The sequence below is a fragment of the Prochlorococcus marinus str. AS9601 genome (genome assembly GCF_000015645.1).
Classification (GTDB): domain Bacteria; phylum Cyanobacteriota; class Cyanobacteriia; order PCC-6307; family Cyanobiaceae; genus Prochlorococcus_A; species Prochlorococcus_A marinus_O.
Window position 1 is genome coordinate 936979 of the sequence record NC_008816.1, and the last position, 12877, is coordinate 949855.

General features: G+C 26.6%; 28 protein-coding genes. 15 read left to right on the plus strand and 13 right to left on the minus strand.

The genetic code is table 11. From position 1 onward, the window contains the following. Nucleotides 1-101 precede the first annotated feature (101 nt). Together A9601_RS14340 and A9601_RS14345 are read right to left on the minus strand one after the other, a co-directional pair. Nucleotides 102-581, minus strand: a complete 480-nt coding sequence (locus A9601_RS14340) for a hypothetical protein (protein ID WP_011818531.1) — start codon at nucleotides 579-581, stop codon at nucleotides 102-104. A 47-nt stretch (nucleotides 582-628) separates the two neighbouring features. Next, a complete protein-coding gene (locus tag A9601_RS14345) occupies nucleotides 629-1021 on the minus strand; it encodes a hypothetical protein (protein ID WP_011818532.1) in 393 nt (130 codons plus the stop codon). A gap of 171 nt (nucleotides 1022-1192) precedes the next feature. On the opposite strand from A9601_RS14345, the gene dusB reads away from it, so the two are divergent. Further along, the gene (gene dusB, locus A9601_RS14350) at nucleotides 1193-2200 is read left to right on the plus strand and encodes a tRNA dihydrouridine synthase DusB (protein ID WP_011818533.1); all 1008 of its coding nucleotides are present in this window, start codon (nucleotides 1193-1195) and stop codon (nucleotides 2198-2200) included. 18 nt (nucleotides 2201-2218) lie between these two features. After that, entirely contained in the window at nucleotides 2219-2476 is a 258-nt protein-coding gene (locus A9601_RS14355) for a DUF2470 domain-containing protein (protein ID WP_011818534.1), read from the plus strand. An 18-nt stretch (nucleotides 2477-2494) separates the two neighbouring features. Here the strand turns inward: A9601_RS14355 and A9601_RS18670 are convergent, their stop codons facing one another. Both A9601_RS18670 and A9601_RS14360 read right to left on the minus strand, forming a co-directional pair. Next, entirely contained in the window at nucleotides 2495-2659 is a 165-nt protein-coding gene (locus tag A9601_RS18670) for a translation initiation factor IF-2 N-terminal domain-containing protein (protein WP_011818535.1), read from the minus strand. Between the two features lie 42 nt (nucleotides 2660-2701). After that, complete coding sequence (locus A9601_RS14360; protein ID WP_011818536.1) at nucleotides 2702-2938, minus strand: hypothetical protein; 237 nt, start codon at nucleotides 2936-2938, stop codon at nucleotides 2702-2704. A 438-nt stretch (nucleotides 2939-3376) separates the two neighbouring features. Here A9601_RS14360 and A9601_RS14370 point away from each other — a divergent pair, with 438 nt between their 5' ends. Genes A9601_RS14370 through A9601_RS14385 form a run of 4 tightly spaced genes read left to right on the plus strand, consistent with a single transcriptional unit; the run spans nucleotide 3377 to nucleotide 5210 of the window. Further along, nucleotides 3377-3796 carry an acyl-CoA thioesterase gene (locus A9601_RS14370; protein ID WP_011818538.1) on the plus strand — a complete coding sequence of 140 codons (420 nt, stop codon included), beginning with the start codon at nucleotides 3377-3379 and terminating at the stop codon, nucleotides 3794-3796. A 34-nt stretch (nucleotides 3797-3830) separates the two neighbouring features. Beyond that, nucleotides 3831-4028 carry a hypothetical protein gene (locus tag A9601_RS14375; RefSeq protein WP_011818539.1) on the plus strand — a complete coding sequence of 66 codons (198 nt, stop codon included), beginning with the start codon at nucleotides 3831-3833 and terminating at the stop codon, nucleotides 4026-4028. A 40-nt stretch (nucleotides 4029-4068) separates the two neighbouring features. Continuing rightward, the gene (locus A9601_RS14380) at nucleotides 4069-4320 is read left to right on the plus strand and encodes a hypothetical protein (RefSeq protein WP_011818540.1); all 252 of its coding nucleotides are present in this window, start codon (nucleotides 4069-4071) and stop codon (nucleotides 4318-4320) included. 20 nt (nucleotides 4321-4340) lie between these two features. After that, nucleotides 4341-5210, plus strand: coding sequence for a restriction endonuclease (locus A9601_RS14385; protein ID WP_011818541.1), 870 nt, complete (start codon nucleotides 4341-4343; stop codon nucleotides 5208-5210). Nucleotides 5211-5215: 5 nt separating this feature from the next. Here A9601_RS14385 and A9601_RS14390 read toward each other — a convergent pair whose 3' ends face one another. Further along, nucleotides 5216-5620: an MAPEG family protein gene (locus A9601_RS14390; RefSeq protein WP_011818542.1), complete on the minus strand. Its 405-nt coding sequence runs from the start codon at nucleotides 5618-5620 to the stop codon at nucleotides 5216-5218. A gap of 374 nt (nucleotides 5621-5994) precedes the next feature. Here A9601_RS14390 and A9601_RS14395 point away from each other — a divergent pair, with 374 nt between their 5' ends. Then, nucleotides 5995-6288: a hypothetical protein gene (locus A9601_RS14395; RefSeq protein ID WP_011818544.1), complete on the plus strand. Its 294-nt coding sequence runs from the start codon at nucleotides 5995-5997 to the stop codon at nucleotides 6286-6288. Nucleotides 6289-6297: 9 nt separating this feature from the next. Here A9601_RS14395 and A9601_RS14400 read toward each other — a convergent pair whose 3' ends face one another. Beyond that, nucleotides 6298-6840 (minus strand): PAP/fibrillin family protein, encoded by a 543-nt coding sequence (locus tag A9601_RS14400; protein ID WP_011818545.1) that lies wholly within the window; start codon nucleotides 6838-6840, stop codon nucleotides 6298-6300. A 79-nt stretch (nucleotides 6841-6919) separates the two neighbouring features. Between A9601_RS14400 and A9601_RS14405 the strand changes: the two genes are divergently transcribed. Continuing rightward, nucleotides 6920-7204 carry a DUF1330 domain-containing protein gene (locus tag A9601_RS14405; protein WP_011376579.1) on the plus strand — a complete coding sequence of 95 codons (285 nt, stop codon included), beginning with the start codon at nucleotides 6920-6922 and terminating at the stop codon, nucleotides 7202-7204. Nucleotides 7205-7341: 137 nt separating this feature from the next. Continuing rightward, complete coding sequence (locus A9601_RS14410; RefSeq protein ID WP_011818546.1) at nucleotides 7342-7521, plus strand: hypothetical protein; 180 nt, start codon at nucleotides 7342-7344, stop codon at nucleotides 7519-7521. Nucleotides 7522-7525: 4 nt separating this feature from the next. Here the strand turns inward: A9601_RS14410 and A9601_RS14415 are convergent, their stop codons facing one another. The 5 genes from A9601_RS14415 to A9601_RS14430 all read right to left on the minus strand — a co-directional run bounded on the left by A9601_RS14415 (nucleotide 7526) and on the right by A9601_RS14430 (nucleotide 8765). Next, on the minus strand, nucleotides 7526-7705 hold the full coding sequence (locus tag A9601_RS14415; protein ID WP_011818547.1) for a hypothetical protein: 180 nt from the start codon (nucleotides 7703-7705) through the stop codon (nucleotides 7526-7528). Nucleotides 7706-7793: 88 nt separating this feature from the next. After that, nucleotides 7794-7925: a hypothetical protein gene (locus tag A9601_RS18940; RefSeq protein WP_011818548.1), complete on the minus strand. Its 132-nt coding sequence runs from the start codon at nucleotides 7923-7925 to the stop codon at nucleotides 7794-7796. An 86-nt stretch (nucleotides 7926-8011) separates the two neighbouring features. Further along, nucleotides 8012-8314 carry a hypothetical protein gene (locus A9601_RS14420; protein WP_011818549.1) on the minus strand — a complete coding sequence of 101 codons (303 nt, stop codon included), beginning with the start codon at nucleotides 8312-8314 and terminating at the stop codon, nucleotides 8012-8014. After that, nucleotides 8315-8500 carry a hypothetical protein gene (locus A9601_RS14425; RefSeq protein WP_225866242.1) on the minus strand — a complete coding sequence of 62 codons (186 nt, stop codon included), beginning with the start codon at nucleotides 8498-8500 and terminating at the stop codon, nucleotides 8315-8317. An 85-nt stretch (nucleotides 8501-8585) separates the two neighbouring features. Further along, nucleotides 8586-8765, minus strand: coding sequence for a hypothetical protein (locus A9601_RS14430; RefSeq protein WP_011818551.1), 180 nt, complete (start codon nucleotides 8763-8765; stop codon nucleotides 8586-8588). Between the two features lie 248 nt (nucleotides 8766-9013). Between A9601_RS14430 and A9601_RS14435 the strand changes: the two genes are divergently transcribed. The 3 genes from A9601_RS14435 to A9601_RS14445 all read left to right on the plus strand — a co-directional run bounded on the left by A9601_RS14435 (nucleotide 9014) and on the right by A9601_RS14445 (nucleotide 10498). Then, entirely contained in the window at nucleotides 9014-9196 is a 183-nt protein-coding gene (locus A9601_RS14435) for a Nif11 family protein (RefSeq protein WP_011818552.1), read from the plus strand. 85 nt (nucleotides 9197-9281) lie between these two features. Beyond that, a complete protein-coding gene (locus A9601_RS14440) occupies nucleotides 9282-10052 on the plus strand; it encodes a PAP/fibrillin family protein (protein ID WP_011818553.1) in 771 nt (256 codons plus the stop codon). 131 nt (nucleotides 10053-10183) lie between these two features. Next, nucleotides 10184-10498, plus strand: coding sequence for a hypothetical protein (locus A9601_RS14445; protein WP_011818554.1), 315 nt, complete (start codon nucleotides 10184-10186; stop codon nucleotides 10496-10498). Nucleotides 10499-10516: 18 nt separating this feature from the next. Here A9601_RS14445 and A9601_RS18675 read toward each other — a convergent pair whose 3' ends face one another. Further along, nucleotides 10517-10678, minus strand: coding sequence for a hypothetical protein (locus A9601_RS18675; protein WP_011818555.1), 162 nt, complete (start codon nucleotides 10676-10678; stop codon nucleotides 10517-10519). Nucleotides 10679-10775: 97 nt separating this feature from the next. Continuing rightward, complete coding sequence (locus A9601_RS14450) at nucleotides 10776-11150, minus strand: hypothetical protein (protein WP_011818556.1); 375 nt, start codon at nucleotides 11148-11150, stop codon at nucleotides 10776-10778. A gap of 179 nt (nucleotides 11151-11329) precedes the next feature. Between A9601_RS14450 and A9601_RS14455 the strand changes: the two genes are divergently transcribed. The 3 genes from A9601_RS14455 (at nucleotide 11330) to A9601_RS14465 (ending at nucleotide 12606) form a co-directional block, all read left to right on the plus strand. Then, nucleotides 11330-11536 (plus strand): hypothetical protein, encoded by a 207-nt coding sequence (locus tag A9601_RS14455; RefSeq protein ID WP_011818557.1) that lies wholly within the window; start codon nucleotides 11330-11332, stop codon nucleotides 11534-11536. Nucleotides 11537-11817: 281 nt separating this feature from the next. Continuing rightward, nucleotides 11818-12060: a hypothetical protein gene (locus A9601_RS14460; protein ID WP_011818558.1), complete on the plus strand. Its 243-nt coding sequence runs from the start codon at nucleotides 11818-11820 to the stop codon at nucleotides 12058-12060. Nucleotides 12061-12186: 126 nt separating this feature from the next. After that, on the plus strand, nucleotides 12187-12606 hold the full coding sequence (locus A9601_RS14465) for an OsmC family protein (protein ID WP_011818559.1): 420 nt from the start codon (nucleotides 12187-12189) through the stop codon (nucleotides 12604-12606). The last annotated feature ends 271 nt before the right edge of the window (nucleotides 12607-12877 follow it).

The window sequence follows — 12877 nt, forward strand, 5'->3', positions numbered from 1 at the left end:
AAATTAAGACTTTTTTATTTAATTAAAAAATAAGCAAATTATTTTAAAATTTTCTTTTTTAGATTCAAGCTTGTCTAGAATTCTTTTATTTATTTTAAATCTTATTTATTATCAGAATCAACTTCTACATCTATTATTTCATCTTTAACAGTTCTTTTTTTAGGTTTAATTGATTTTTCCTCTGGTTTTAATTCTGACTCTGCTGTTTCTTCTTTAACTTCACTTTCTTCTGGTTCCTCTGGTTTTAATTCTGACTCTACTGTTTCTTCTTTAACTTCACTTTCTTCTGGTTCCTCTGGTTTTAATTCTGACTCTACTGTTTCTTCTTTAACTTCACTTTCTTCTGGTTCCTCTGGTTTTAATTCTGACTCTACTGTTTCTTCTTTAACTTCACTTTCTTCTGATTCCTCTGGTTTTACTTTTGAATTTGCTGAACTTTGATCTTCATCTTTACTTAAAAGGAACTTTAATAGTTTTTTGAATAATAAGGAGCCTTTTTCAACTCTTTTAGGACCTAAAATTGAAAGCAAAATTACTAATATTATGAATATTTCAGGTGAATTTAAACCTAATAGTTTCATAAAATTTCATATTCTATTTATATCTTAGTACATGCTAAAAATTTAATCTAATTATTCTCAAAAGTGGGTAAATAGAGTTCCCTATTTGATGCAATTAAACCTTCTTCTTTAAAAAAAATCTCAAGATCTTTTAGATCATTTATATCTACAAATTCACCACAATTATCTAATATATTATTATGGGTAAATTTCCATAAATCAGCCAAATATTCGTCATCATCAGGAAATGCTACAAATTTCAAATATGTATTATTCAAAGCATATTCACTAGCAAAATCAGAATCTAAACCTTCCCTCTTAGCATCACAAAAAACTTTAGCAAATCTTTTTCCTACAGAAGTTTGAGCACTTGATAAATCTAAATTACCTTGAATAGCATTTACATTTATTGGTGCAATAAAAATAATTATTGGAAGAAAAATAGATACTAATATAAACAAGAAAAAATTTCCTTTTTAAATTTCAACTCAACATAAACTAGCAAAAAAAGTAATCAATTAGGCCTATTTAAGTAAAAGCACTTAGTATAAATTAAGAAATAAATAGAAAACGTAAGATCATCTCCCTATCTGAATTTATAATAAATAAAGATTAAATAAATTTAAAATTATATGTCTTCAAATATAAGGCTAAAAGGAAGGGGAGTTAACAGAAAAATTACGAGTAAGGTAATGCTATCGCCATTAGCAGGAGTTACGGATAACATTTTTAGACGACTTGTACGTAAATGGGCTCCAAACTCTTTACTTTTTACAGAAATGATAAATGCCACAAGTCTTAAAAAAGGATATGGCACACAAAAAATCAATCAAATAGATTTAGAAGAAGGTCCAATTGGAGTACAAATATTTGATAATAGGCCATATGCTGTTTCTGAAGCTGCAAAACAAGCTGAGGACTCTGGAGCTTTCTTAATCGATATAAATATGGGATGTCCAGTAAAAAAAATTGCAAAGAAAGGTGGAGGCAGTGCCTTAATTAAAGACCGAAAACTTGCTATAGAATTAGTCAAAAATGTTGTAAAAGCTGTTAGGGTTCCTGTAACAGTAAAAACACGACTCGGATGGGATAGTAAAGAAGAAAATATAGAGGATTTCTTATTTAAACTTCAAGATGCGGGAGCAACCATGATCACACTTCATGGAAGAACTAGAAAACAGGGTTTTTCAGGCAAGTCAGATTGGGAAATGATCGGGAGACTTAAAAAGTTGTTGGAAATTCCAGTAATTGCTAATGGAGATATCAAAAATCCAGATGACGCTCTTAATTGTTTGAAAAAAACAAAAGCTGATGGTGTAATGATTGGACGAGGAATTTTAGGATCCCCATGGAAAATAGGAGAAATAGATTATGCTCTTAGAGAAAATAAAAATTTTAAAGAACCAAACACAGAAGAAAAACTATATTTAATTATTGAGCATCTTGATGAATTAATAAAAGAAAAAGGAGATCACGGTTTGCTAATCGCAAGGAAACATATCTCATGGACATGCAAAGACTTTAAAGGGGCATCAAATTTGAGAAATAACTTGGTTAGAGCTGTTGATAAAAATGAAGTTAAAAATTTAATAAATAAAATGATTCAAACTTTGAATAATGAAAAAAATAGATTAGCTTAAAACAAATTTATTTTTTAAATGAAAATTATTAGTAAAGAAACAAGTAAAAGAGTTTGTGATCACATGAATAATGATCACATAGATTCAGTACACAAATATCTTATTCATTATGGGAAGATATCAAGATTTGAGAATGCTTATATGGAAGAAATTAATAATAGTTATATAAAAATCAATTACGATGGCCAATCAGCAATTATCAATTTTAAAAATGAAATATCTGAAGAAGAAATTCATTCAACTTTAGTATCAATGATTAAAGACATTAAAAAATAAAATAATTTAAAAAAAAATCTAATTTTTATTTTCATAGTAATCAGTTATCTTTTTACATTCTTCAAATGAAAGCATGCTTAATCTAGATGTGGCTTTTATTTTTAGAATTGCACAAACAGCTAATAAGTCGGAGCTATCAATATCAAGTGCTTCAGAAAGTTCTAGGACCCTAAGACCTTTCATTAGTATTAAAAAATCTTTTCTAAATTATCAAGAACCTTAAAATCAATGGGCTGCATTTTTCCCTAAACCTGCAACGAATGGAAAAGTTTGTTCATCTCCAAATATATCTTCTACCGAAGAATTAGAAATATTAGTTTTTTTATTATCAGGCTTAATTTCTTCAATTTCATTAGAAATATTATCTTTAATGTTATTTTCAATTTCTTTTGCTAATAAATTATTCGTATTAGAAAATATTGAAAAAACTAATACACATAAAAACAAAACAATTCTTTTCATAAAAAAAATTTATCTAATACTATTGTTATATGCCAATAGAGTTAATTAGAAAAACTAGATTATTTTAAAACAAATCTATATAAATCAAAAAATAATCATCTTCCCAATTTATTTCTATTTTTAAATCTAATTAAAAAATAAAGACCTAGTAACAAAAGAATTGCTAATGAGTACTTATTAAGAAAAACATAAACCATATAGACGAGAAAGGGGAATAAGCATGCCCTCTTGAAATTTAATTTCTGTTCCTTTGACATATTTTTCCAATTTAAATATTCTTCCCATTGAAAAATCTTCTTTATTTTTCTAGTTCTTTTTTTTCGATTAAACATAACTTTATAAATATAGTTTTGATGATTCTTATGTTAATAAACAAAATTAATCTACAATAACAAAATAAATTTTTTTCATTGAACAAAAATATTTTTTAAATAAAAGATGAACTCAAAACCAGTTTGGAAAATAGAAAAAATTGTTTTACCTCAAGATGCAGATCATGCAGGCGTAATGTGGCACGGTAAATATTTTAATTGGCTTGAAGAAAGCCGAATAAATGCACTTTCAGAAGTAGGTATAAGTTATTTCGAACTAACTAAAAATGGCTTAGATTTACCTTTAATCAATACTTCTATAAAATATAAATCTCCTTTATTTCTTGGTGAAAAAATAACAATCGAGAGCGAATTCAATATTGATAAAAGTCCTAGGATTAATGTAATTTCAAAATTTCATAACAAGAAAAATGAAATCTTAACGATTGCTGAAGTCAATTTAGTCTTAATAAATAAACTGAATTTTTCTATAATAAGAAAAAGACCAGATTTCCTATCGGAAGCCTTTAGTAAATTAAATGGTTGAAATTATTATCCGCTAATTCAACGATTTATTAATTATGAATATATTTCAAGTTATTGATTCTTATCAATATGAAATGGAATCAAGATATCAAGAAAAATCAATGCTCACTAATCTTTTTACAGAGCACAAATTTATAGGATGGTTAGGGTTGTTTATAGTATTTTTCTCTATCTTTGCAATTTTTGTTTTTCAATTTCTTGAGTGGGAAAGTAATGACAATAATAAAAGTTAAGAAGATTTAATGCTTATAATTCAACTGAATGACATAAAAAATGGCTATCTACTTAAAAATAACTAACCCTACAGAGGTTGTAAAAAAAAAGACCTCAAAATGGCTTACAGATATTACACCCGAAAGAATTGATAGAAAATTGGTCGAGGACGAAGTAATAAAAGGCATTATCGAGCAATTAACATTAGAAGGCATAAAAGGAGAAATATCAGCAATTAATGGGTTTGAAGTAAATGAATCTTCAGTAATAACAAAAAATAATTTTGTTATTAGAAAAACAAAAACTTTTTAGATAGAAAATAAAAATCTTTAATGAAAAATTTTTTTATTTTAATTATTTTTATCATTTTTTTAATTTTTATAATAGTAAGAGATTATCAAATTAAGAAGAAAAAGTTAAAATTAAAAAATGCCTTAAATTCCAATTTCTTTATTAAAACAATTAATAAATTAATTGACGAGAACAAATACAATTTGTTAGAGGAGAGGATCAGATTAAGGGAGATAGATGCTTACGGTAACGAGGATTATAAAAAATGGATTGGCAATCCACCTCTTGATGAAAAAGCCATTGAGAAAAATATATTTAATGGATCTAAGCGATTTAAAGAGGGTATACCATACTTCTATGAAAAAGTAATTTTAAAAGAATTTGGAAGTACGGAATTATTTTTCGAAAAGTGGAGATCCTACTGTAATGAAAATCCTACTATTGATGATGAGATAATTGGATCTATTAGAAAGCTCGAGACTGAAGATTGGTTTGTTTTCATAGCAAGTCAAATTGAGAAATCATGCTTAAACCTAATAGAAAAAAGCTACTCAAGTAAAAAAAAGGGAAACTACAAAAAAGGTATTAGATTTGAAAATCATTGTATGGAAATTCTCAAACAAAATGGCTGGGAGGTAAAAGAAACCCCTATTACAGGAGATCAAGGGGTTGACTTAATTGCGTCAATAAATGATTTGCGAATATGTATACAATGCAAAGATCATGAAAAAGCCATTGGAAATAAAGCAGTTCAGGAAATTTCAGCTGGTAAATTATTTTGGAAAGGTACACATGCAATAATAGTCTCAAAATCTGGCTTTACAAAGTCTGCTCATCAACTAGCAAAATCAAATAAAGTGGAACTAATCAATGAATATCAATTAAAAGATTTAGAAAAATTTATTGTTTAAAAAGTTTATATCAATTGAGTTAAGCCCTCTTTATAAAGCAAAAGTGTTGTAAAAATTCCTGAGGCCCACATTAAACCTCTAGCTGTGGGGATATTAAATATATATGCACCAATATATAAAAATCGAAAAATAGGATGAATCAATGCTGCAATTATTGCAATATTAGAGTCAGTTAAACTAATCAAACAAAGAAGACATGCGGGTGCATGTAGAGAAATACTTTCCCAACAATTTTGATGACACCAAACTGCTCTTTTTCCAAAAGAAGGTAATTCATCGAATAAAGCCCTTGGAGCAGACATATTTTCAACAGAATATCCTGCTTTAACTCTCCCTATAGTTAATGGAATAATTGATAATAAAACAACACCAACTGACAGACAAAGGCTCCAGGCAAAAGCTACTTGCATATGATTTAAATAATATTATTAGCTTAATAATTGAAGCTCGTTATCGTGATAAATGAAAAATCATTACCATAGATAAAACTTTGCAAAAAATGCTGTAATTTATAAAAAAAATCATTTATGGATATTTCAAAGATAGTTTTAATTTTTGGCATAAGCTTACTAATATATTCTGCTTTTCTGTTTTTAGGCTTTTTTCTTAAGAATAAAAATCTAAAGGCACAGAATCTAAAAAAAGAAGAATAGATTATTAATGCCACGAAAATTTACTATTTTCACAATATTTTTATATCTTTTTGAATATATTTAATGGAAATAAAATTTGATCCAAATAATAATAAGGGATATTTGAAATTAAATAAGACAGTTGCTGGTATATGAAAAAATTTTATAAATTTCTTAAAAGTTTTCTATTTATATCACTATGGCTTATTTTATCCTCATTTTTAACCCAATATTGGAATACCTTTCATTGGGAATATGTTTATTTAAACTTCAGAATTATATTTGATAAAGAATTTTGGTTTGTTGTAGAAAAAATTCTTTTAGGATTTGATATAGGTTACTGGTTAGAAGAAGCACTAAAATTCTTAAGTTATGAAATACCTAAAGAATCATTTAAATATTTACCAATTTATTTCGCATTAAAGTCTATTTGGATAAAGAATTAATTTCTATTTTTAATAGATTTTAATAAATTCCTTGAAATTATTGAATAAAGTCGGTGAATTTATTTTTCTTAAAACAAATAAAGTTCCTTTATCACCTCTACAGATTCTAAGCTTATTGCTTAAATATGTTATCTCTAACCACCCTAATTGTTCATTATTTATTTCTTTCATAGCCTTAAAATTTTTTCTTCCAAATTTAGGGCCAATAACACCGGCATGTGTAAATTTGACCCCAATTTTTTTTTCATTTATGTAATTAAATCTTATTAAAATGCCAGTACCAATAATTGATTTTATTCCTCTAGGTTTAAGTAAATTAAGACCATTTAAATTTAAGGGGTCAAGAAATTGAAGGTTATCAATAAAAGGAGAATATTTTAAAAAAGGGCTATTAGAACTACTCCACCTAAGCTCCCAAACACCCTGCAAATCATTTCTATCTTTGGTAAAGGAAAAATTATGATCAATTTCAAGTTGTTCGGCAAAATTACGTATACTCTCTGAATTTGGAGATTTAAGAAGTAAATTTAATAAATCATTTTCGGTTTCCATTTAATAAACGTTGGAGTATATAGCTAAGGATAAATACTTACCTCCATGTGCTATATTCTACCCAGAATATGTTGATTTGATGACAAAGAGCTATTGGCTTAAGAAAATTTCAATTCCAAATGCTGATTTATTTCTGGAATATATAAGGACAGTATTGCCTTGGATTAAATCTGTGGGAGGAGTAATAGTAAAAAGAGATTTAATACAAGAATCAACCTCAAATGAATGGGATGGAGGGCAGCTAGGATTAGTAATTGAATTCGAATCAAAATTTGCTGCTAAAAAAGCATTTTATTCTGAAGTATTTCAAAAATATCTGCAGTCCAGAGATTTAATGGAACTAGTTACTATAAGTACTCTTTAAAAAAATCAACCAATATCGACCTCACACAAACGACTTATAAGTATTTATTACTATTAAATTATTTATGTAATATTTATAACTTCACTAGCAATAGCATATTTTGCAAAATTTAGTTGTAAAAGTAATCCGTTAATCAAATGAACTATTCAACAGAAAAAGATGATTATTTGATGACAACTCCATATACAAAGAAAATTCAGCAAAAATTTGAAAAGGTTAAATCTTTTTTAGAGCAAAATGGATTTAATCCTTCATCAGAGAGCTTAATGCAAGATATAGTTAGTTCAGAAGAATATATTACTAAAAATGGCTTATAAAATATCAGAATATATTCAGAGTCCTTAAATAATAAAAACCGCCTATAAGAAAAGGTAATAATATTCCAATAAATAAAAATATGGATTTCTTTGATTCGCCTTCTGATATGGGGTTAATTTCTGGTTCAATTGCAAAACCATTTTGTCTACCACCGCTTTCGGTTGTATAACCTTTTTTATTCATAAGAAAAATAATCTATGCAGATTATCTCATGTAAAAACTTATTTAAAAAAATTTTTTACATTTAGAATTAAACTAATTTTAAGATCTACTAATTGATTTCAATCTGAGATTTCAATTTGGCAGCTTTTTTTAAAAGACCTACAACTTCCTTACGGCCAATAGCAAACTCAGCCTTGTTAAGTAACTCGCTATATTTTTTTGTGATTTCTCTATGGTTCATTTTGAGTGTTATCTTCTTTAAATTATAAAGTTACTAAAAAAAATTTTTGTATAAAAGATATCAAAAAAGAGTTTAAGTAACTTTACCTATTTAAACCAACCTTTTTTCTTTGGTTTAATCTCTTCTTTAAAAACTTCTTTTTTTCTCCCAAATAATCCCTTTTTTTGGACTGTTAAATTCTCTTCAACAGGTTTAGATTTTCTATTAAATAAGCCTTTTTTAGGTTCTTTTTTAATTGATTCTTTTTTGTCAGAAATCTTTGTTTTTTTAGGATTTGATTTTGAATTTTTGGGTTTGCTATCTGCAAATAAAGTTTGATATACAAAAAAACCAAAAACAGTAAAGAAGCCTAATGCCTGTACTAGAGCAGTTCCAAGATTATCAAACATTTAGGCCTCAACTTTGTATAGTGATTCTTTTTCTTTCGCTTCTATACATTTTTTATCATCAGACAAGCATTCAATTTCTGCCTTCTTCTCACTATGAGAACTGCAGCCACCTGCATTTGCATTAGATATTGAAAACAAAGTTAGTACCCCTAAGATTAAGGCGCATGAGGTGTTAATCGGTTTCATGAGTTTTATTTTTATTATGGAAAAATAATTTCGCAATTGCGAAGATAATCTTCTCTTCTGCTAAAAGTATCCCCTTTTTATATATCTATTTGTAGTAATTAACTAAATCGATAATTAATATTGCTAGTAAAGAAAAACCTAAAATGAAAGGGAAATAAGGATATTTATTTAAAATTTTGTTTAGTTGATTTTTCGATGTTTGTTTTTCCTTTTTCTTTTCTCTAGGTTGTAAACCTAACTCTTTCCTTCTCTTAGCTTCTCCCATAATTTTTAAACTATTTATGACTATTCTATATACCCAGTAGTAGTAGTGTATTGTTCTAGATTTAAATTATTAATGGCTAATTTAATTTAATTTAATTTAAATTTTGGATATATTAAAAATATATAAAAAAAATTACATGATAGAAGTAGTTTGGTCAGTAAATATAATGATTGCGATTCTTATTATTGGTGTTGCCTGGGTTCTTTATTACATATTTACTTATGATCAAAAATTTACTTCCTAGATAAATGTCAGATAAAGATCTAAGTAATTTTCTAAAAAAGATAGAGCAACTTAATCAAATTGCTGAGCTAATAAAAAATAATCCTGGTAAAAAGTTATCCCTTTCAAAATGCAAGAATCATGATGAAGTAATTAAATTAACCACTGAATGGGGTTTTGATATTGGTAAAAGATGGGGAGAATATTAATTGATTTTATTACCAGCATTATTAAAATTTCCATCAACATCAAATTAAATTCCTAAGATTAATTAGTATTTCTTGTATTGGAGTTATGAAAGAAATTGGAGAGATAAAGTCAAATATATATAAAATAGCTGCTGTTACAGATAGAGGGCAAAGATTAAATAAATTAATTTCTCCTATGTATGAGGAAAAAGCTAATGAAATGGATGAATTGATTGATGCTCTTAAAGACTTTAGTTTTGAAATATCAGAAAAATTATTGTCTGGAGAGTGGGAATTAATTTTTTCTAATGTTGAATTATTTCGAAGTTCTCCTTTCTTCCTTGCTATTGAAAAGGCATTAAATGATGAATTTAAAAGTAATCTTTTTTTTAAATTACATCAATTGCAAGTAGGATCCTTTGGCATATCAACTATTGGGAGAATTGCTCAAAAGATTGATTTTGAAAAAAAAGAATTTATATCTACTTTTGACACTACAATATTTGGGCTTACAACTATTCCTATCTTAGGTTGGTTCAAACTATTGCCTACTTTTGGTGGAAGAGTAATAACCCTAGCAAGTGATTTAGTTTTAAGAAATAATTTTCTTGATATGAAACTACAAAAGACAAAAGTTTCCAAAGTTGATGGACTTAATAAGATTCCATTATTTAGTGAATTACTTATGGATAGATGGTATCCAGTTAAAGAGGTATGGAATAAGTTACCTTGGAATAAAGAATCGCCAAATTGCCAGGTTTCAATAGTATATTTAGACGATGAAATGAGAATTGTGCAGGATATGTATGGGTCTATTTTTATTTATATAAGACCTTCAATTTCCTTGTTGAATTCAAATTCAATCTCTAATGATTAATTAAAACACTGAATAATAATTTTGTTATTTATAGAGAAAACCATTAAAAATTTATTTTAAAGATTAATTAATAAAAACTTCTCACATCTTAAATATAAATAGGTTATGTTCATAATGAACATTTTTTTATTATGCTTAGAAATCAAGAAAAAAATTCTGTTGTTAGAGGAATATTCCTAATAGGAGGTTGGGGCTTAGGTCTAGACAGATTCTACGAAGGTGATAAAAAAGGTGGCTTTTTATCAATCATTGGTTGGAGTATCACATTTTTTAGCTTTATCTTTCTTAAATGTTCAGGTTATGAATATGTTGAGGGTGTGAAAAATTATTCAGATTATTCCCCTAACCCTTTAATAGTATTACCTTTACTGGCAGGAGCATATGGTGGCTTTCTAATAATTAAGAAGGCATTTAGATTAGCTAAACAATTTGAGAATGCTGAATAATACTACCAGCAGTTAAATTCAAGATAATAATCCAGATCCTTTCAAATAAAATTTAAATAAAAGTATCACTAAAAGGTTTACTATTGCTAAGGCTACTAAACCATTTCTGTTTTTTACATCTAATTTCTTGACTAAATTAGAAAGATAAACTACTGGATTTTCTGGCTCTTTATTATCCAAATTTTGTTTTAAATATTAATTTGACAAGAAAATATCACAGTTTCATTTGAAGAATCAAAATTGTAAAGATGAATTTCCAAAAAGAAATAAATAATTTTTAACCCATAATTCCTGCATTTCTTAAAAACGCTTTACCCATATTGCCAATTACAAAAAATAGAGACAGATTAATTAAAAGGACTATTAATAATGCCAACATTTTATAGTTTGGATTAGTTGAAATTCCATCAAATCCATTATTAAGAAATCTTTTAAAAAGTGACTTGTCAATTTTTGGTTTTTGTTGCCCAGAATCAAGTTTTACTTTTTCTTCTGAAGAATCTTGATTACTTGCTTTCTCTAGAAATTCTGTAAATGCCTTTACATTTTCTTCTTTTTTATTCCCCTCATTAAGATCTTTATTGTCTTCATTCAAATTGGGGGACGATTCGATTGAATTATTTTCCTCAGGATTAAGTTTTGAATCTTCCAAATTAATAGTAAATGCTAGGAGTATATTACACCATAAAAAAAACCCACTCGATCAATTGAAGAGAGGGTTAGCTAAGGTTAAAGTTCTTATCTTGATAATAATTTATTTTAATTAAATTTGCGGTTGTAGCATAATGAAGTTTTAATTTAGATTATATTCAAGGTGATTTTTTCGTACATATGTTAGATGCAAATACTAAAAAAGCATGTAAAGATGATCCCTCAATAAGAGAAATTAAAATTAGAAATATAGAACATGCTATTGAACAAGCAGAATTGATAATAAAAGAATCAAAAATGAGCCAAGAAGAATTAATCTTTTTAAAAAGAAAAATATCGGACTCAAGACAGGATTTAGAGATACTTTATTTAATGAAAATTCAATGAATATAAATTTGTTAATCTTTAAAAGGATTGAATTTATACAAAGAAAATTAATTTGTATATTTGAAGACTTATAAAGTTTAAAGGGAATGTAATTATTTGTATGAAGGTTCTAGTTATGTCTAAAAATAATCTATATATACCTTTAAAGGTTGTTCCATACATCTTCATTTCAATTACTGCCATAGCAATAACAGCAGCTACATATGTAATTACTTAGTTCTATAAGCTATGTAAAGTTTTTAGATATTAAGTAAATTAAAATATTTGTAATAACTAATTGTATGAATAAATTCAAAATAGCAATTTTTACAATATCAATAATCATATTTTCCCTAATTGGGATTAAAAAATTAATTTATATAAATCAAGTTAAAGATATAAAAAATAAAGAAGAATCATTCTTAAACGAATCTGTACGTGTTTTAAATGAATGTTTCGATCTAGAAAATAAAAATAAAAGAACTCTTAATAAATCAATTGAATTAATTGAGTATTGCTTAGAGGAATATGGATATAAAAACTGATTTCAAAACTTGAATGATGAATTTCCTTAATACTCCACTAATATGCAAATAAAAATTCTCATCAATAATCTTGTTATGTTCCATAATTTTTTATTAATAATATTTTCCTAATTTAATTTTTCTAAAATGACTAAAGTTAAATGTTCTTATTTAGGAAATTTAAATTGTGAGGCTATTCATCTACAATCTGGAAGTCTTATTAGAACTGATGCACCTTTAGATCACTGCGGTAAGGGTGAAAGTTTTTCCCCAACTGATTTATTAGCGACATCTCTAGGTACTTGCCTGCTAACCATTATGGCAATCAAAGCTAAATCGAAAGGATTTGATTTGAAAGGTATATATTTAAATATTGAAAAAGTAATGACACAACATAGCGAGAGGAAGATAAAAGAACTAATAATAGATATTTTTATACCAGAGAACACTTCTAATGAAACTATTGATTTTTTGAAAAAAGCTTCCAAAGAATGTCCAGTTACAAGAAATTTATCTCAAGAAATAGATATTAAAATTAGTTGGCATAATGATAAATCTCTAACATAGTAATTACAAAAAATATAATGAAATACTTTATTGGAATAGTCCTTCTTTTATTTGGAATATGCATAATGACTGACTTGGCATTAAAGACTAGGTATACAAGAAAAAGACTTTCAAAAAGGAAAAAATAAATCTTATAAATTTTAATGATTAAGCAAATAGATTTATTTTTGTACTGACAATAAAGACTTATTTTAGTTTTATTTTTTCACTATTTTTTGATCAATCAAACTAATCAAAGGGATCATGAAATTTACATTTATTCCAACAGTGC